This is a genomic window from Mycobacterium sp. NGS35, from assembly GCF_059812855.1.
The window spans coordinates 118,105-136,059 of the sequence record NZ_JCALDL010000002.1 but is presented as its reverse complement, the minus strand read 5'-3'; the positions used below and the strand labels follow the sequence as shown (position 1 = coordinate 136,059).

At 68.1% G+C, this 17,955-nt stretch carries 19 protein-coding genes; 5 read left to right on the top strand and 14 right to left on the bottom strand.

All coding sequences use genetic code 11. From position 1 onward, the window contains the following. Nucleotides 1–16: 16 nt before the first annotated feature. The 4 genes from AC5Y4C_RS05605 to dxr are packed head-to-tail and all read right to left on the bottom strand — an operon-like array spanning nt 17 to nt 4,457. The gene (locus AC5Y4C_RS05605; RefSeq protein WP_499914265.1) at nt 17–871 is read right to left on the bottom strand and encodes a GNAT family N-acetyltransferase; all 855 of its coding nucleotides are present in this window, start codon (nt 869–871) and stop codon (nt 17–19) included. 42 nt (nt 872–913) lie between these two features. Then, nucleotides 914–2,071, bottom strand: a complete 1,158-nt coding sequence (gene ispG / locus AC5Y4C_RS05600; protein ID WP_499910248.1) for a flavodoxin-dependent (E)-4-hydroxy-3-methylbut-2-enyl-diphosphate synthase — start codon at nt 2,069–2,071, stop codon at nt 914–916. 17 nt (nt 2,072–2,088) lie between these two features. Next, entirely contained in the window at nt 2,089–3,300 is a 1,212-nt protein-coding gene (locus AC5Y4C_RS05595) for a M50 family metallopeptidase (RefSeq protein ID WP_499963127.1), read from the bottom strand. Next, on the bottom strand, nt 3,297–4,457 hold the full coding sequence (dxr, locus tag AC5Y4C_RS05590) for a 1-deoxy-D-xylulose-5-phosphate reductoisomerase (protein WP_499963128.1): 1,161 nt from the start codon (nt 4,455–4,457) through the stop codon (nt 3,297–3,299). The genes AC5Y4C_RS05595 and dxr overlap by 4 nt, the downstream gene beginning before the upstream one ends. A 129-nt stretch (nt 4,458–4,586) precedes the next feature. On the opposite strand from dxr, the gene AC5Y4C_RS05585 reads away from it, so the two are divergent. Then, nucleotides 4,587–5,882, top strand: a complete 1,296-nt coding sequence (locus AC5Y4C_RS05585) for a cryptochrome/photolyase family protein (protein ID WP_499963130.1) — start codon at nt 4,587–4,589, stop codon at nt 5,880–5,882. On the opposite strand, the gene AC5Y4C_RS05580 is transcribed toward AC5Y4C_RS05585, so the two are convergent. Beyond that, a complete protein-coding gene (locus tag AC5Y4C_RS05580) occupies nt 5,875–6,708 on the bottom strand; it encodes a mycofactocin-coupled SDR family oxidoreductase (protein ID WP_499914269.1) in 834 nt (277 codons plus the stop codon). The two genes, AC5Y4C_RS05585 and AC5Y4C_RS05580, sit on opposite strands and share 8 nt — an antisense overlap. A 62-nt stretch (nt 6,709–6,770) precedes the next feature. Here AC5Y4C_RS05580 and AC5Y4C_RS05575 point away from each other — a divergent pair, with 62 nt between their 5' ends. Beyond that, complete coding sequence (locus AC5Y4C_RS05575) at nt 6,771–7,025, top strand: DUF2631 domain-containing protein (RefSeq protein ID WP_499910237.1); 255 nt, start codon at nt 6,771–6,773, stop codon at nt 7,023–7,025. Nucleotides 7,026–7,032: 7 nt separating this feature from the next. Here the strand turns inward: AC5Y4C_RS05575 and rlmN are convergent, their stop codons facing one another. Beyond that, the gene (rlmN, locus tag AC5Y4C_RS05570; RefSeq protein WP_499963132.1) at nt 7,033–8,094 is read right to left on the bottom strand and encodes a dual-specificity RNA methyltransferase RlmN; all 1,062 of its coding nucleotides are present in this window, start codon (nt 8,092–8,094) and stop codon (nt 7,033–7,035) included. An 86-nt stretch (nt 8,095–8,180) separates the two neighbouring features. On the opposite strand from rlmN, the gene AC5Y4C_RS05565 reads away from it, so the two are divergent. After that, nucleotides 8,181–9,110 (top strand): DMT family transporter, encoded by a 930-nt coding sequence (locus AC5Y4C_RS05565; protein WP_499963134.1) that lies wholly within the window; start codon nt 8,181–8,183, stop codon nt 9,108–9,110. On the opposite strand, the gene AC5Y4C_RS05560 is transcribed toward AC5Y4C_RS05565, so the two are convergent. From AC5Y4C_RS05560 to pyrH, 3 genes are read right to left on the bottom strand one after another with little or no spacing between them, the layout of a single operon-like run. Further along, nucleotides 9,021–9,890: a phosphatidate cytidylyltransferase gene (locus AC5Y4C_RS05560; RefSeq protein ID WP_499910233.1), complete on the bottom strand. Its 870-nt coding sequence runs from the start codon at nt 9,888–9,890 to the stop codon at nt 9,021–9,023. The genes AC5Y4C_RS05565 and AC5Y4C_RS05560 overlap by 90 nt on opposite strands. A 23-nt stretch (nt 9,891–9,913) precedes the next feature. Next, nucleotides 9,914–10,471, bottom strand: coding sequence for a ribosome recycling factor (gene frr, locus AC5Y4C_RS05555; protein WP_499910230.1), 558 nt, complete (start codon nt 10,469–10,471; stop codon nt 9,914–9,916). 37 nt (nt 10,472–10,508) lie between these two features. Next, nucleotides 10,509–11,249, bottom strand: a complete 741-nt coding sequence (gene pyrH / locus AC5Y4C_RS05550) for a UMP kinase (protein ID WP_499914273.1) — start codon at nt 11,247–11,249, stop codon at nt 10,509–10,511. A gap of 601 nt (nt 11,250–11,850) precedes the next feature. On the opposite strand from pyrH, the gene AC5Y4C_RS05545 reads away from it, so the two are divergent. Next, a complete protein-coding gene (locus tag AC5Y4C_RS05545) occupies nt 11,851–12,207 on the top strand; it encodes a hypothetical protein (protein ID WP_499910224.1) in 357 nt (118 codons plus the stop codon). A gap of 5 nt (nt 12,208–12,212) precedes the next feature. On the opposite strand, the gene AC5Y4C_RS05540 is transcribed toward AC5Y4C_RS05545, so the two are convergent. Genes AC5Y4C_RS05540 through rpsB form a run of 3 tightly spaced genes read right to left on the bottom strand, consistent with a single transcriptional unit; the run spans nt 12,213 to nt 15,311 of the window. Next, a complete protein-coding gene (locus AC5Y4C_RS05540) occupies nt 12,213–13,628 on the bottom strand; it encodes an amidase (protein WP_499963136.1) in 1,416 nt (471 codons plus the stop codon). A 4-nt stretch (nt 13,629–13,632) separates the two neighbouring features. Continuing rightward, entirely contained in the window at nt 13,633–14,448 is an 816-nt protein-coding gene (gene tsf, locus AC5Y4C_RS05535; RefSeq protein WP_499963137.1) for a translation elongation factor Ts, read from the bottom strand. A gap of 11 nt (nt 14,449–14,459) precedes the next feature. After that, nucleotides 14,460–15,311, bottom strand: a complete 852-nt coding sequence (gene rpsB / locus AC5Y4C_RS05530) for a 30S ribosomal protein S2 (RefSeq protein ID WP_499910618.1) — start codon at nt 15,309–15,311, stop codon at nt 14,460–14,462. Between the two features lie 242 nt (nt 15,312–15,553). On the opposite strand from rpsB, the gene AC5Y4C_RS05525 reads away from it, so the two are divergent. Then, entirely contained in the window at nt 15,554–16,045 is a 492-nt protein-coding gene (locus tag AC5Y4C_RS05525; RefSeq protein WP_499910218.1) for a M23 family metallopeptidase, read from the top strand. 53 nt (nt 16,046–16,098) lie between these two features. Here the strand turns inward: AC5Y4C_RS05525 and AC5Y4C_RS05520 are convergent, their stop codons facing one another. After that, a complete protein-coding gene (locus tag AC5Y4C_RS05520) occupies nt 16,099–17,019 on the bottom strand; it encodes a tyrosine recombinase XerC (protein WP_499963139.1) in 921 nt (306 codons plus the stop codon). A 53-nt stretch (nt 17,020–17,072) separates the two neighbouring features. Next, nucleotides 17,073–17,921 (bottom strand): siderophore-interacting protein, encoded by an 849-nt coding sequence (locus AC5Y4C_RS05515; protein ID WP_499910214.1) that lies wholly within the window; start codon nt 17,919–17,921, stop codon nt 17,073–17,075. Nucleotides 17,922–17,955 lie beyond the last annotated feature (34 nt).

The window sequence follows — 17,955 nt, the reverse complement described above, 5'->3', positions numbered from 1 at the left end:
GCGCCGAAGTCGCGGCTCAGTCCAGCAGCACGGTCGCGAACGTGCCGACCTCGGCGAAGCCGACGTGCGCGTACGCCGCGCGGGCGACGGTGTTGAAGTCGTTGACGTACAGGCTGGCGATCCGGCCGCTGTCGACGACAGCCGCGACCACCGCTGCCGTCCCCGCGATGCCCAGGCCGCGGCCGCGGTACTCCGGGTGCACCCAGACACCCTGGATCTGCCCCACGGCCGGGGACTGCGAGCCCACCTCGGCCTTGAAGATCACTTGGCCGTGCTCGAAGCGAGCCCAGGCCCGGCCCGCCGCGATCAGGCCCGCGACGCGCCTCCGGTAGCCGCGGCCGCCGTCGCCGAGCCGCGGGTCGATGCCGACCTCGCCGATGAACATGTCGATCGCCGCCACCAGGTACGGCTCGAGCTCGTCGACGCGCACCCGCCGCACCCCGGCGTCGATCACACACGACGGCCGCGTCGCCATCGCCATCAGCGGCTGATGGGCACGCACGTCGCGCGCCGGCCCCCAGGCGTGCTCCAGCCGACCCCACATCGGCAGCACCAACTCCGCTCGGCCCACCACTGACGAGCACCGCCGCGCCACGCCCATCGCCTTGTCGGCAAACGCGTGCAGGTCGGCCGTCGTGCCGCGCAGCGGGATCAGGTTTGCGCCTGCGTAACAAAGGGATTCGTCGGGTCCGCGGCGGGTCCACAGCTCGCCGCCGATCGCCACCGGATCGACGCCGTACTCGGCGACCCGCGCCGCCACCATGCAGCTGCCGACCGGGTCGGCGTCGAGCACTCGCTGCACCGCTGCCCCGTCGCGCGCCACCGAGACACGCCGTTCGTCGACCAGACGAAGGATCGGTGGAGCCGACATGGGGATTCTTTCTGCCGCTCTTTCCGGCCGGAAGCTACGCCATCAGCTTACGGTCACCACCGGTGAACCGCTGGCATCTGAGCCACGCTCTTCTGCGATTCGCATGGCCTCCTCGATCAGCGTCTCGACGATCTGCGATTCCGGCACGGTTTTGATCACCTCGCCCTTGACGAAGATCTGGCCCTTGCCGTTTCCCGAAGCCACGCCGAGGTCGGCTTCACGGGCCTCCCCCGGCCCGTTGACCACACAGCCCATCACCGCGACCCGCAGCGGCACGTCGAGACCCTCGAGCCCGGCGGTGACCTCGTTGGCCAGCGTGTAGACGTCGACTTGCGCGCGGCCACATGACGGGCACGAGACGATCTCCAGCGAGCGCGGCCGCAGGTTCAGTGACTCGAGGATCTGGTTGCCGACCTTGACCTCTTCGACCGGCGGCGCGGATAGCGAAACCCGGATCGTGTCGCCGATGCCGCGCGACAGCAGCGCCCCGAATGCGACCGCGGATTTGATCGTGCCCTGGAATGCCGGACCGGCTTCGGTCACCCCGAGGTGCAGCGGGTAGTCGCACTGCGACGCCAGCAGTTCGTAGGCGGCCACCATGATGACCGGGTCGTTGTGCTTGACGCTGATCTTGATGTCGCCGAACCCGTGTTCTTCGAACAGCGACGCCTCCCACAGCGCCGACTCGACCAGCGCCTCTGGAGTGGCCTTGCCGTATTTGGCCAAGAATCGCTTGTCCAGCGAGCCGGCGTTGACGCCGATGCGGATCGGGATACCGGCGTCACCGGCCGCCTTGGCGACCTCTTTGACCCTGCCGTCGAATTCCTTGATGTTGCCGGGGTTCACCCGCACCGCCGCGCAGCCGGCGTCGATCGCGGCGAAGATGTACTTCGGCTGGAAGTGGATGTCGGCGATCACCGGGATCTGGCTGTGCCGGGCGATTTCGGCCAGCGCGTCGGCGTCTTCCTGCCGCGGGCACGCCACCCGCACGATGTCGCAACCGGACGCCGTCAGCTCCGCGATCTGCTGCAGGGTGGCGTTGACGTCATGGGTCTTCGTCGTGGTCATGGACTGCACGGCGATCGGGTAGTCGCTGCCGATGCCGACATTGCCCACCATCAGCTGACGGGTTTTGCGCCGGGGCGCCAGCGTGGGAGCGGGCAGGTTCGGCATGCCGAGGCCAACGCTGCCGACGGTCATCTGTATCTCCTAGAGAGCTATTGGAACAGCCGGATCGGGTTGACCACGTCAGCGGTCACGGTCAGCAGCATGTAGCCGACCACCACGATCAGGACCACGTACGTCGCGGGCATCAACTTCAGGTAGTTGACCGGCGCCGCGGCGGCTTTGCCGCGCACCGAACGGATCATGTTGCGCACCTTCTCGAACACCGCGATCGCGATGTGGCCGCCGTCGAACGGCAACAGCGGGATCAGGTTCACCGCGCCCAGCACGAAGTTCAGCTGGGCCAGCAAGAACCAGAACATCACCCACAGGCCGTGGTCGACGGTGTCGCCGCCGATGATCGAGGCACCGACCACGCTGATCGGCGTGTCCATGTCGCGCTCGCCGCCGCCGATCGCGTGCAGCAGCGCACCGACCTTGGTGGGGATCGCCAGCAGCGCCTGACCGAGCCGCACCCCGAGATCGCCCGTGAACGCGAACGTCGCGGGCACCGCGGTCAGTGCGTTGTACTGCGTCGGGCCGGGTTGAGGCGCAGCCTTGATGCCGATGGCCCCGACCTGCGACGCCGTGTCGCCGACGAACCGCTGCGTGCGGGTGACGTTCACGACGGTGTCGATGCGCTGGCCGCCACGTTCGACGACCACCGGCGTCGGCCCCGTCAGCGGCTGGACCGCGGCGACGACGTCTTCGAAGCTGTGCACGTCCTTGTCGCCGATCTTGACGATCACGTCGCCGGCGCGGATGTTCGCGGCGGCGGCGGGACCGGCGCCGGCGCATTGTCCGAGCTTGCCCTTCGCGATTTCGGGCTGCACACATGTGGTTTCGCCGACGACCGCGCGGGTGTCGGGGTTCAGGTTCGGCAGTCCCCACACCACTGCGATCCCGTAGACCACCACGAGCCCGACGAGGAAGTTCATCGCGGGGCCGGCGAACAACACCGCCACCCGCTTCCACGCCTTCTGCTTGTACATCGCGTAAGGCTCTTCGTGGGGCTTGAGCTCCTCGACCGACGTCATGCCCGCGATGTCGCAGAAACCGCCGAGCGGAATGGCCTTCACGCCGTACTCCGTCGAACCCAGCTTGTTGGCTCGCCGCGTCGACCACAGCGTCGGACCGAACCCGACGAAGTACCGCCGCACCTTCATTCCCGTCGCACGCGCGGCCCACATGTGGCCGCACTCGTGCAGCGCGACGGACACCAGGATGAAGGCTGCGAACAGCACGATGCCGATCACGAAAATCATCGGGCGGGTATGACCTCCTGCGCGAAGACGCGACATGCCTGGGCCCGCGCCCAGTGCTGCGCGTCGAGTACGTCCTCCACGGTAGCGGGTTCGGCGGCCCACTGGTCGGCACTGGCGAGCACGTCGGCGATGGTCCGCACGATCGCCGGGAAGCGGATCCGCCCGGCCAGGAACGCGGCGGCGGCCTCTTCGTTGGCCGCGTTGTAGACCGCGGTCAGGCAGCCACCCCGCTTGCCCGCCTCGCGGGCCAGGTCGACGGCCGGAAAGACGCTGCCGTCCAGCGGCTCGAACTCCCAGCTGCTCGCGGCCGAGAAATCGCAGGCCGCCGCCGCCCCCGGCACGCGATCGGGCCAGCCCAGCGCCAGCGAGATCGGCAGCTTCATGTCGGGCGGGCTGGCCTGGGCGATCGTCGAACCGTCGGTGAACGTGACCATCGAGTGCACGATCGACTGGGGGTGCACCACGACGTCGATGTCCTCGTAGCGCACGCCGAACAGCAGGTGCGTCTCGATGAGCTCGAGTCCCTTGTTCACCAGCGACGCCGAATTCAGCGTGTTCATCGGCCCCATCGACCAGGTGGGGTGCGCCCCGGCCTGCTCGGGCGTCACGTTCTCGAGGTCGGCCGCCGACCAGCCGCGGAACGGTCCGCCCGAGGCGGTCAGCACCAGCCTCGCCACCTCGCGCGGCTGCCCCGCCCGCAGGCATTGAGCCAACGCGGAGTGCTCGGAGTCGACGGGCACGATCTGGCCCGGCCGGGCCGCCTTCAGCACCAGCGGGCCGCCGGCGACCAGCGACTCCTTATTGGCCAGCGCCAGCCGTGCGCCGGATTCCAGCGCGGCCAGGGTGGGCTTCAAGCCGAGCGCACCCACCAAAGCGTTGAGAACCACGTCGGCCTCGGTATTGCGGACCAGTTCGGTCGCGGCGTCGGGCCCGCTGTAGGTGACGTCGCCGATGACCTCGGCGGCGGCCGGGTCTGCGACGGCGACGTTGGTGACGCCGGTGGTGTGGCGCTGCTCGGCCAGCAGCTGGGCGTTGGCCCCGCCGGCCGCCAGACCGACCACCTGGAACCGGTCGGGATTGGCTGCGATCACCTCTAACGCCTGGGTGCCGATTGAGCCGGTGCTGCCCAGGATGAGCACTCGCGTCGGCTTGCTCACCTGCCTATTGTGCCCGAGCCGACGGCCCGGCGGGCCACACCCACGCGGCGGCTCCGGCCACAACGCGTCCCGAACTCGTAACACACATCGCCGCCCCATGAGGCTCGGGCGGCGGGCAGCATGGGTCTGGTGCCGACGCTGTTGTGGTTTCGCCGCGACCTGCGGCTCCAAGACTTGCCGTGCCTGCTCGCCGCCGCGGGCGACGGTGACGACGTGCTCGCCTGCTTCGTGCTCGACCCGCGACTGGAGGACTCGTCGGGCCCACGTCGATTGCAGTTCCTGTGCGACTCGCTGCGCGAACTGCGCGAGGGGCTCGACGGTCGGCTCTACGTCACGCGCGGCCGTCCCGAGGAGCGAATCCCCACCGTTGTCAACGAGATTGGCGCCTCGGCGGTGCACGTCTCGGACGACTTCGCGCCGTTCGGGCGCCGGCGTGACGCACAAGTGCGCGACGCGCTCGGCAACGTCCCGTTGCAGGCGACGGGCTCGCCGTATCTGGTGTCACCGGGCCGGGTGACCAAGGACGACGGAAGTCCGTACAAGGTCTTCACCTCGTACTTCGACCGGTGGCGGGATATCGGCTGGCGTGCACCGGCCGGCTCCGGTGCGAATTCGGCGCGCTGGCTCGATCCCGCCGGGCTGACCGGTGCGGTGCAGATCCCTGACCCGGGCGTCGAGATCGACGTGGCGGCCGGCGAGAGCGCCGCCCTGCGGCAGTGGGAGCGGTTCCGCGACGGCGCACTCGACGGCTACGCCGAGAACCGCAGCCGGCCCGACCGCGACGGCACGAGCCGCATGTCGGCGCACCTGAAGTTCGGCACGATTCATCCGCGCACTATGGCCGCGGATCTGGACGCGCGCCGCAAGGGACATGCTGCGTTTTTGCGGGAGTTGGCTTTTCGTGATTTCTACGCCGCGGTGCTTTTCCACTGGCCGCACAGCGCGTGGTGGAACTGGAACCGCGACTTCGACGCGATCGAGGTCGACACCGGCCCGGACGCGCAGCGCAAGTTCGAGGCGTGGAAGGCCGGGCAGACCGGGTTCCCGATCGTCGACGCCGGCATGCGGCAACTGAGTCGAACCGGTTTCATGCCCAATCGACTCCGGATGATCACCGCGTCGTTTCTGGTCAAGGACCTCCACCTGCCATGGCAGTGGGGGGCGCGGTGGTTCCTGGAGCAACTGGTGGACGGCGACATGGCCAACAACCAGCACGGCTGGCAGTGGTCTGCCGGCTGCGGCACCGACGCGGCGCCGTACTTCCGCGTGTTCAATCCGGCCACCCAGGCCGAAAAGTTCGACCCCGCGGGTGCTTACATCGCCCGGTGGGTGCCCGAGCTGGGCAGCGCCGACTACCCCGACCCGATCGTCGACCACGCCCGCGAACGCAAGGAGGCGCTGCGTCGCTACGGGCAGATCACTTGAGCACGAGCCCGGCGTCCACCGGCAACGTGACGCCGGTGACGCATCGTCCCGAGCGACCGCACAGGTACACCACCGCCTCGGTGATCTCGGCCGGATCCATGAACGCAACCGGCAGCAACGGACGTTGTGCCGCACCGAATTCGCGATGTTCGTCGGCGTGCCCGCGCATGTTCTCGTTGTTCACCATCGGCGTGTTGACCCCGCCGGGGTGCACAGTGTTGACGCGAACGTTCTTCTCTGCCAACGAGGTTGCGTAATAGCGCATCAGGCCGACGACGCCGTGCTTGGCCGCGTTGTAGCCGGCCGCCCCATGATTCATCGATGCGAACGAGTAGTTGACCGACTTCAGCCCCGCCGCTGAACTCGTGATCACGATTGCCCCGCCGTCGTCGTGCGCCAGCATCGCAGGCAGCGCGGCTTCGATCGTGAAGTAGACGCCGTTGAGCATCACGTTCACGGCGTCCAGATACGCCGAGATGTCACGCGACTGCTCACCGCCCAGCGGCGCGATCCCCGCGTTGGCGATCACGAAGTCCAACCGTCCCAGCTCGGCGACGGCCCGGGAGACCGCGGACGTCAAGGCGTCGAAATCGCGTACGTCGGCGCGCTCAGCCACGATGCGACGACCAGTCTTCTCGACCAGGTTGACGGTTTCGTCGAGGTCCTCGGGCCGGGCCATCGGATAGAAGACGCTGTCGATCTGCTCGCACAGGTCGACGGCGATGACGTCGGCACCCTCCTCGGCGAACCGGACGGCATGCGAACGGCCCTGCCCGCGCGCGGCTCCCGTGATGAACGCGACTTTGCCGTCGAACAGCCCCGCCATGGTCGTCTCCTTCCCGGTGAGCAGACATTACGCCCGCGTGGCGCTGTGCCAGAATGTCGGCCATGGCCAGCACCGAGGTTGAACGACGCACCAAAGTCGACGTCGCGGAAGTGCCCTCCGCCGAATGGGGTTGGAGCGGCGACGCCCCCAGGCTGTGGCACTGGGTCGGCATCTTCATTGCGGGCTTTTTGCTGCTGATGATGCGCGGCAACCACGTCGGCTGGGTCGAGAACTGGTATCTGATCGTGTTCGCTGCCCTGATCCTGGTGGTGGTCGGGCGCGATTGGTATCTGCGCCGGCGCGGCTTGACGCGTTAGGTCCGCGTCAGGTCTCGGCCGCCAGCTGGCCGCACGCCGCCGCGATGTCGCGGCCGCGGGTGTTCCTGACGGTGCACGACACTCCCTGGGCGCGGACACGCCGGACGAATTCCCGCTCGACGGGCTTGGGGCTGGCGTCCCAGCGGCTGCCCGGAGTCGGGTTCAGCGGAATCAGGTTCACATGCACCAACGCGCCGAGCGCCGCGTGCAGCCGCTTGCCCAGCAGGTCTGCGCGCCACGGCTGGTCGTTGACGTCGCGGATCAGCGCATACTCCACCGAGACGCGCCGGCCCGTCGTATCGGCGTAGTACCGGGCCGCGTCCAGCGCCTCGTCGATCTTCCAGCGGGTGTTCACCGGAACCAGGGTGTCGCGCAGCTCGTCGTCGGGTGCGTGCAGTGACAGCGCGAGCGTCACGCCCAGCTGTTCGTCGGCAAGTCTGCGGATCGCGGGCACCAGTCCGACGGTGGACACCGTGACCGACCGTTGCGAGATGCCGAACCCGTCCGGCGGCGGATCGACGATGCGCCGCACCGCGGCCAGCACGCGGTTGTAGTTGGCCAGCGGCTCGCCCATGCCCATGAACACGATGTTGGACAGCCGGTCACCCTGCTCGCGCAGGTGCGCCGCGGCGGCCCGCACTTGTTCGACGATTTCGGCGGTCGACAGGTTGCGCGTCAACCCGCCCTGCCCGGTGGCGCAGAAGGGGCACGCCATGCCGCAACCCGACTGCGACGAGATGCACACGGTGTTGCGCTGCGGGTAGCGCATCAGCACTGATTCGAAGGTTGTGCCATCCGGCGTGCGCCACACCGTCTTTCGTGTCTGACCGTGGTCGCATTCGACCTCGCGCACCGCGGCGAGCAGCGGCGGGAACATCGCATCGGCCACTGTGTCGCGCACCGCGGCGGGCAGATCGGTCATCTGGTGCGGGTCGGCGATCAGCCGGCCGTAGTACTGGCGCGCCAGTTGCTTGGCGCGAAACGCCGGCAGCCCGAGGTCGGTGACAGCCTCCACGCGGCCGGCGTCGTCGAGGTCGGCCAAGTGCCGCGGTGGTGAGGATTTGGGCATGACAATTGTCAGTATCTCATCGCACGATGGCCGAAATTCGGTGGACGAGCCAGGTTGCCAACGCCAGCATGGCGAACGTGCTTGCCATGCCGCTGCGTTCGGCCGCCGCGCTGACGTTGGTCTATGCCCTGGGCTATCCCATTGGGGCGCTTGCCGTTTGCGCTGTGTCACCAATGGTGGTGTTGGTGTTCCGGTTCGGGTTGGCCGCGGCGATTCTGGGCGCGTGGGCACTGGTGGCGCGTGTGACATGGCCCACGGGCGTGGCGCTGGTTCACGTCGTGGTCAGCGGCTTGCTGGGCCAAGGAGTCCTGTTCGTCGGCCTGTACCTCGCGCTGCAGCACGGAGCTCCCGCTGTGCTGGGAGCCGTCGTGGTGTCGATGAACCCCGTTGTCACGGCGCTGCTGGCGGCGATGTTTCTCGGCGAGGCGCTGACGGTGACGCGGATGGTGGCGCTGCTGCTCGGCGTCGCGGCGGTGCTGGCCGCTTGCGCGGGCCGGCTGGAGGCCACCGGTGTGGATGCGGCGGTCGGCCTGCTGCTGGCCGCCTTGGTGGGCATCGCTGCCGGCGGTGTGTACCAGCAGCGGTTCTGCGCCGGCGTTGATTTCCGGGCGACGGCGACGCTGCAGAACGCGGCGTGCGTGGGCCCGGTGCTGGTGCTCGCGTCGGTGTCGCCGGTGGTGGTCCACGACCTTTGGCACGCGGCGTTTGCGGTGGCCGCGGTGGTGCTGCTCAACGCGACGCTGTGCATGACGATGTACGTGCGCGCCATCACTTTCTACGGTGCGGCGACGGTGTCGATGCTGTTCTGTGTGATCCCGGCCGTCGCGGGCCTGCTGTCGTGGCTGATGCTGGGCCAGCGACCGGACGTCGGCGTGGGTGTCGGCTTAGTGCTCGGAGCGGTGGCGTGCTGGCTGAACGCCCGCGGATCACGCCAGCAGCGTCAGCACGATCCAGCCGGCGACGGCCGAGGGCAACATCGCGTCGATGCGGTCCATCAAACCGCCGTGACCAGGTAGCAGCGCGCCCATGTCCTTGATCCCGAGGTCACGTTTGACCTGGGACTCGACCAGGTCGCCGAGCACGCCGGTGATCACCAGCAGCAGCCCCAGCGGCAACCCGACCCACCACGGCCGGTCGAGCAGGAACGTCACCGACAGCACCGAGGCGGTGACACCGAACAGCAGTGAGCCGCCGAGTCCCTCCCAGGACTTCTTCGGGCTGATCGCGGGCACCATCAGGTGCCTGCCGAAGAGGACGCCGGCGACGTAGCCGCCGATGTCGGCGAACACGACGGTCGCGATCACCGTGAACACCCGTTCGCCGCCGTGATCCTGCGGGATCAGCAGCGCGCTGCAGCTGGCGAACACCGGCACCCATGTCGCGAGCAATACCGTCGCCGAGATGTCACGCAGATAGTTCACCGGCTGCTGGGACAGGCCCTGGCCGACCAGCCGCCACACCATGCAGACGACCACGGTGGCGCCGTAGCCGACGAGCAGGCCCTCGGGACCGAGGGGCCACGTGAGCCACAGGATGGCCTGGCCGCCGAGTAGCAGCGGCACCATCGGGATGACGTAGCCGGCCTCGCGCAGCCGGCGGATCACCTCGTGCGTGGCGATCGGGATCGCGACCGCCAGCATCACCAGCCAGCCCGTCGGCGCGAACAGCAGCACCCCGATGGCCAGAGCGCCGAGGGTGGCGCCGACCGCGATCGCCGCCGGGAGGTTGCGCCCGGTGCGCGATTTCTTTTGCTTCGTCTGCGCGTCGGCGCCTGTCGACGGATCGGTTTCTGCCACGGATCTCGGTCGCTGCTGGTCGGTCAGACCTCGAGCAGCTCGCCCTCTTTGTGTTTCACGAGATCATCGATCTGCGCGACGTACTGATGGGTGGTCTTCTCGAGTTCCTTCTCGGCGTGCTTGACCTCGTCTTCACCGGCCTCGCCGTCTTTGCGGATGCGGTGTAGTTCCTCCATCGCCTTGCGACGGATGTTGCGGACGGAGACCCGGGCGTCCTCGCCCTTCGCCTTGGCTTGCTTGACGAGCTCGCGGCGGCGCTCCTCGGTGAGTTGCGGAATCGCCACGCGAATCACGTTGCCGTCGTTGCTGGGGTTGACGCCGAGGTCGGAGTCGCGGATCGCCTTCTCGATCGCGCCGAGTTGTGACTGCTCGTAGGGCTTGATGACGACGAGCCGCGCCTCGGGGACGTTGATGCTTGCCAGCTGGGTGATCGGCGTCATCGCGCCGTAGTAGTCGATCGCGATGCGGGCGAACATGCCGGGGTTGGCGCGGCCGGTGCGAATCGACGCCAAGTCGTCGCGCGCCACGGCGACGGCCTTCTCCATCTTCTCTTCGGCATCGAAGAGGGTTTCGTCGATCACGGTGCCATCCTTCGTCTCGCTCCTCGGGTCCGCGGCCTCACGTGGTGACCAGTGTTCCGATCTTCTCACCTGCGACCGCGCGGGCGATATTTCCGTCGATGAGCAGGTTGAACACCAGGATCGGCATCCCGTTGTCCATACAGAGGCTGAACGCGGTGGCGTCGGCCACGCGCAACCCGCGGTCGATGACTTCGCGGTGGGTGATGGTGGTGAGCAATTCGGCCTCTGGATTGTCGCGCGGGTCGTCGGTGAAAACGCCGTCGACGGCCTTGGCCATCAACACCACGTCCGCGCCGATCTCCAGCGCCCGTTGCGCGGCGGTGGTGTCGGTGGAGAAGTACGGCAGGCCCATGCCGGCGCCGAAAATCACGACGCGGCCCTTCTCGAGGTGACGACGGGCGCGCAGCGGAATGTACGGCTCGGCCACCTGACCCATGGTGATCGCCGTCTGCACCCGCGTGGCGATGCCCTCCTTCTCCAAAAAGTCTTGCAGCGCAAGGCTGTTCATCACCGTACCGAGCATGCCCATATAGTCGCTGCGGGTGCGTTCCATGCCGCGTTGCTGAAGCTGGGCGCCGCGGAAGAAATTGCCGCCGCCGATCACGACGGCCACCTGCACGCCACTGCGAACAACCTCGGCGATCTGGCGGGCCACAAGGTGCACCACGTCGGGGTCCAGGCCCACCTGGCCGCCGCCGAACATTTCGCCACCCAGCTTGAGGAGCACCCGGCGATACGGCGGGCGCTGCGGGGATGAGGTGCCGTCGAACTCCGTCATCACCCCTCCTTCACGCACCCCGCATGAGAGCGCCACCGGAAGCTCCCGCCGGGCTGGGTCGTTCCGATGGCACCCTTATCCTGCCTCATCGGCGCGGGCCGGTGGGCCCGGGTGCGCCGATTCCCGACTTCCGGACTCACGGATTCTCGATCCGGCGACGACCGCTCAAGATGCCCCGATTAGGGCATGCTAACTTCCACTACGGCGCGTAGTTCACAGCTGGCTGTCAGATGGTGCTCAGGAATCGAGCGTCGGATCGGTGTGGAGGAGGTCGAAGGCCCGGCATGAAGGTACTGAACTGTCGCACCAAGGCGCTTGTCGCGCTGAGCAGCGTGTTGACCGCTGGGTCTTTACTGCTGGGCGGCCCGGGAGCAGGAACCGCGATCGCTCATCCAGGCCACGACCACGGTTCTGATTCAGGTAGCGGCGACAGCAGCGGACCGTCCGGGTCCAAGCAGAGCAACGACGCCGCCACCCCCTGCGTGGGAAGCGCCGGGGCGTGCACGGTCCGCCCCACGTCGAAGGTGGGATCTCAGCCGCTGCAGCAATCCCCTAGCCAGTAGCCAAACCAATTCTTGACGCCACCGACCAGGAGAGAGCCATGATCCGTGCGTTCGTCGTCGCGGCAGCCCTCGGGGCCGCCGGTATCGTTCTGGCCGCGCCGGCCGGGGCGCACCCATCGTGCGACGAGGGTGGTCACGAACCCTGCTACCAGACCGAGGGCCCGTTCTGGCTCGACACTCCCGCGAACTACGCGAAGTTCGTGCCGAAGACGCTCAACAACTACGCCAACTTGCCGGGCGACACTATTCACGGCTACCAGGAAGCGATCGCTGAGACGATCCGCCAGTACACCGGGCTAGGCAGCTCAGATTCGGATTCTGACGCCGGGCACGACGAGTCCGAAGGCCACGACTCCGACGCTCAGGCAGGGTCGTCTCGTTCAGCGACGCGGTAGACGCATCAGGTGGGCGAGCAATCCTGTATGCGCCGCCACGGCCGCGCCTCTTCGAGCTCGTAAGCCAACTCCAGCAGCCGGCGTTCGCGACCGCGAGCCGCGCTGAACATCATCCCGACGGGGAGCCCGCCGGAGGATTCCGCGAGCGGCAGTGAGATCGCTGGGTCGCCGGTGGCATTCTGCAGCGGGGTGAACGCAACCCAGTCGACCAGCCGGGTGATGATCTGCTCGTAGTCGGCGCGGGGGTCGAAATGCCCGACGGGTGGCGGTGGATCGGCGACAGTGGGCGTCAGCACCGCATCGAAGGTGCGAAACAGCCTGGCGGTTCGTCGTCGCATCGCCGACAACCGGGCAATGGCCAGCGGCAGTTTGTGCAGGTTTCGAGCGGCGTGGCGCTCGAAACCCAGCGTCAGGTTGTCCAGCTTGGTGCGATCGAAGCTCGACCCGAACATCCGACGCCCGTTGCGCACCAGTGCGAAACTCAAAAAGCCGTAGTACAGGAGGAAATCGTCAGCGAAAAACGGTGGCACCGGCGGACTTTCGAGGTGATGGATGCGATGCCCCAACTCCTCCAGCAGATTTGCGGTCTTCAACGTCAGCTCCCGCACCTCCGGCGAGGACTCCCGGAACAGCGAGCGCGTGACCACCGCAATGGTCAGCCGCTCGTCGCCGGATCGCGTCACGTCGCCTACCGGCGGCAGCCTCCGGTTACGCCAGATCCGTTCTGCTTCACGGTAGAACGCCGCGGTGTCGCGCACCGAGCGGGTCAGCACCCCGTTGTGCACCACGCGCAGCGGCATCTGGCGGGTGTGCCTGTCCAGCGGTAGCCGTCCACGAGTGGGCTTGAGACCCACCAAACCGTTGCACGAGGCTGGAATTCGGATCGAGCCGCCGCCATCGTTGGCGTGGGCGATAGGCACCACACCCGCGGCGACGAACGCACCCGACCCTGAGGACGACGCACCCGCGGTGTGCTCGGTGTTCCACGGGTTGCGGACCGGCCCGATCCGCGGATGCTCTGCGGCGGCGCTGAATCCGAACTCCGAGAGCTGTGTCTTGCCCAGCGGGATCAGACCCGTCGCCAAGAACATCCGCGCGAAATCGCCGTGCGATGGTGCGGGCGTGGGTTCCCATGCATCCGTGCCCTGCATGGTCGGCCATCCGGCAACGTCGACGTTGTCCTTCACGAACGTGGGGACGCCCGCGAAAAAGCCCGACAGCGACGCAGCCGCCGCCTGCCGGCGTGCTTGCGAAAACGCTTCGTGCGCAAGGCCGTTGAGCGCCGGATTGACGGCCTCGGCGCGGGCGATGGCCGCGTCCACCAACTCCACCGCGGACACGTCACCGGCCCGCAGCCGGGAGACGAGCCCGAGGGCGTCGTCGTCGCCTAACGCGTCGTCGCGGAAGGCATGGACACGCACCCGCCTAAGCCTGTCCCACCTCGAATCGGGCGAATCGCGTCACGGTGATGCCGGCCTCGTCGAGCAGTGCCTTGACCGTCTTCTTGTTGTCGGACACCGACGGTTGGTCAAGCAGCACAACGTCTTTGAAGAACCCGTTGAGTCGGCCCTCGACGATCTTCGGCAGCGCCTGCTCCGGCTTGCCCTCGTTGCGGGCGGTCTCCTCGGCGATCCGGCGCTCGTCGGCTACCACGTCCTCGGGCACGTCGTCACGCGTCAGGTACTTGGCCTTCAGAGCGGCGATCTGCAGCGCCACCGCATGCGCTGCGTTCGAATCGCTGCCCTCGTATTCGACGAGCACGCCCACAGCCGGTGGCAGGTCCGCCGACCGCCGGTGCAGGTAGGTCTCGACCTTGCCGTCGAACGCAGCGACCCGGCGCAATTCGAGCTTCTCGCCGATCTTCGCCGACAGGTCCGCGATCGCCTGCTCGACGGTCTTGTCGCCCACCGACGCGGCCTTCAATGCGTCAACGTCGGCAGCACCGGAAGACACCGCCGCAGAGACGATGTCGTTCGCCAGCTTCTGAAACTCGTCATTCTTGGCGACGAAGTCGGTCTCGCAGTTGAGTTCGATCATCGCGCCTTCTTTGGCGGCGACGAGCCCTTCGGCAGTGGACCGCTCGGCACGCTTACCGACGTCCTTGGCGCCCTTGATGCGCAGCAGTTCCACGGCCTTGTCGAAATCGCCGTCGCTTTCGGTCAGCGCGTTCTTGCACGCAAGCATGCCGGCGCCGGTCAGCTCCCGCAGTCGCTTGACGTCGGCAGCGGAGAAGTTCGCCATGTGAGCCTTCCCTAGGAGGTTTCAGTCTTGGTTTCGGTGGCAGTCGGCCCCGGATTGGTCGGAGCGTCTTGCGGTGCGTTTTCGGCCGCGGCGGCAGTGGCGCTGGCAAGCAGTTCCTGCTCCCATTCGGCCAGGGGCTCAGCTTGGACCTCCGCCTTGTCGCCGTTACCCAAGCCGGCGCGTGCCTGCAAGCCCTCGGCGACCGCCGCGGCGATCACCTTGGTCAGCAGCGCCGCAGAGCGGATCGCATCGTCGTTGCCCGGGATCGGGTAGTCCACGAGGTCCGGATCGCAGTTCGTGTCCAGGATCGCGATCACCGGGATGCCCAGCTTCCGGGCCTCGCCGACGGCGATGTGCTCCTTGTTGGTGTCGACGACCCAGATCGCCGACGGCACCTTGTTCATGTCGCGGATACCGCCGAGGCTGCGCTCGAGCTTGTTCTTCTCGCGGGTCAGCATCAGGATTTCCTTTTTGGTGCGACCCTCGAAGCCGCCCGTCTGCTCCATCGCCTCGAGCTCCTTGAGCCGCTGCAGCCGCTTGTGCACGGTCGAGAAGTTGGTGAGCATGCCGCCCAGCCAGCGCTGGTTCACGTAGGGCATGCCGACGCGCGTGGCCTCGGCCGCGATCGATTCCTGCGCCTGCTTCTTGGTGCCGACGAACAGGATCGTGCCGCCGTGCGCGACCGTCTCCTTGACGAATTCGTACGCCTTGTCGATGTAGGTCAGCGTCTGCTGCAGGTCGATGATGTAGATGCCGTTGCGGTCGGTGAAGATGAACCGCTTCATCTTGGGATTCCAGCGACGGGTCTGGTGCCCGAAGTGGGTGCCGCTGTCGAGCAGCTGCTTCATGGTCACTACGGCCATGCTCATGCCTCACATGTGTCGGTTGTCGCCCGGCGCCGGGTGACGACGGGCCCTGGCGTCTGCGGGATGCCGCACCCGTCCGGGGACGGGACCGCACGGCATTCGGTTGGCTGCAGACGCGCGAAGTCAGCCCGCTTGCACAGGCTGCGGGTAGGAGTTTACACGCCGCCAGCAGGCGGTTTGTCCACAGCCGAGCCGGGCCGGCGCTGGCGCGGGCGCAGCGGCTGGGCTGCACTGAACTGATGAAGCGGTTCGCGGTGCTGGTGGCCGCACTCGTCGTCGCAGCGCCCGCATCCGCTGACGGCTACCGGTTCGACTGGCCGCTGCGCCCACAACCGGCCGTGGTGCGCACGTTCGACGCGCCGACGCCGAACTGGAACCGCGGTCATCGCGGCGTCGATCTGGCCGGCACTGCCGGCCAACCTGTGTTCGCCGCCGGCGCTGGCACGGTGGTGTTCGCCGGCCAGCTCGCGGGCCGGCCGGTGGTGTCGATCGCCCATCCCAGCGGTTTGCGGACGTCCTACGAACCGGTGCAGCCGTCGGTGCGTCCCGGGCAGCAGGTCGCGACGGGCACGGTGATCGGTGAGCTACTAGCCGGGCATCCCGACTGCGCGGCAGCGGCCTGCCTGCATTGGGGCGCGATGTGGGGTCCGGCGTCCGCGGCCGACTACGTCGACCCGCTGGGCCTGCTGGCGGCGACCCCGATCCGGCTCAAGCCCGTCGCCGCCGGGTGATGCCGGCGCGCTTTCCGAAGCTTTGCGCCGTTTTGCACGCCGGAATCGCACGGCTAGGCGCGGGGGTGCGCCTGGTCGTGCACGGCTCGCAGCCGCGCGACCGAGACATGGGTGTACAACTGCGTCGTGGCCAGCGTCGAATGGCCCAGCAGTTCCTGGACGACCCGCAGGTCGGCCCCGCCTTCCAGCAAATGCGTCGCAGCGCTGTGGCGTAAGCCGTGCGGACCCATGTCGGGGGCATCGGCGACGGTGCCGACGGTCTGGTGGACGACGGTGCGGGCCTGGCGGGGATCCAGACGTCGGCCGCGTGCCCCCAGCAGTAGGGCACGACCCGACGCGGCAGTGGCCAGCGCAGGCCGGCCCTCGGCCAGCCATCGGGTCAGCGCGGCATGTGCCGGTGCGCCGAACGGCACGGTGCGCTGCTTGTCGCCCTTGCCCAGGACGCGCAGCAGCCGGCGGTCGGTGTCGACGTCATCGATGTCCAGCCCGCACAGCTCGCTGACGCGGATCCCGGTCGCGTACAGCAGCTCGACGATGAGCAGGTCGCGCAACGCCATCGGGTGTCCTTCGGCCGCACCGGTTTTCGCAGCCGTAATCGCCTCCAGCGCCTGGTCCTGACGCAATACCGCCGGCAGCGTGCGGCGCGCCTTGGGCACCTGCAGCCGCGCCGCCGGATCGGTGTCCAGCAAGCCACGCCGCACCGCCCACGCAGTAAAGGTCTTCGCCGCGGAGGTGCGGCGGGCGAGCGTCGTGCGGGCGGCACCGCCCGAGGCTTGAGCGGCCAGCCAGGCCCGCAACAGCGGCAGCGTGAGATCGCTGAGCGCAGGCTCGCTACGACGCGCGGCGACGAAGTCCAGCAACGAGCCGACGTCGCCGAGATAGGCGCGGCGCGTGTGCTCGGAGCGTCCCCGCTCCAGCGTCAGGAACTCGGCGAAGTCGTCGAGAATTGCGGCGAAGGCGGCCGGTCGGGACACGAAGACCACGGTCGCAGATGCCGGCCGTGGAATCCGTCAACCGCGCCGCGTGTCTAGCTCTCCCCCGCTTCGGCGGCGGCCAGCTCCTTTTTCCACTGCCGGAACGTCTCCTCGGTGCGGCCGCGACGCCAATAGCCCGAGATCGATGCCCATTTGGCCTCGACGCCCCGTTCCTTGCGGATGTAGGGCCGCAGATTGTGCATCACGGCCTGCGCTTCGCCATGGATGAACACCTGGACCTGGCCCGGCAGCCAACGGGCCTCCTTCACGGCGGAGATCAACGGCGCATTGTCGCCTGCCCGGTCTTCGGGCACCAGGTCGGCGCGACCGCCGCGGTAGATCCAGTATGTCTGGATGTCGGCGCCCGAACGCAGTTCGATCTCGTCGTCGGGGCCGGCTACCTCGATGAACACCCGTGCGACGGCGTCGGCGGGAAGCGCTTCGAGTGAGGCGGCGATCGCGGGCAGCGCCGATTCGTCACCGGCCAGCAGGTGCCAGTCGGCGCTCGGATCGGGTGCATACGCCCCGCCGGGACCCATCAGATACGCCGGCTGCCCGGGCTGCGCCGCCAGTGCCCAGGGTCCGGCGACCCCATGCTCGCCATGGACCACGAAATCAATGGCGATTTCGCGCTTCTCGGGATCGGCCCACCGCACGGTGAGCGTGCGGACGACCGGACGGCGGTCTTGCGGCAAGACCTGGAAGCTGTCGAGCGTGAGCGGCGCGGGCAGCGCGGCGACGTCGACGTCCTCGCGAACGAACAGCAGCTTGCAGTAGGCGTCCGTGAACTCGTTGGGGGTGAAGGTGTCAAAGCCCTTGCCGCCCAGGACAACTCGCACCATGTGCGGCGACAGCTGCTCGGTCCGCACGACCTCGAAGCTGTGCACCGGCCGTCCTGCCACATCGCCTCCCCGCTGGTTATCGGCTCGTCTCGAC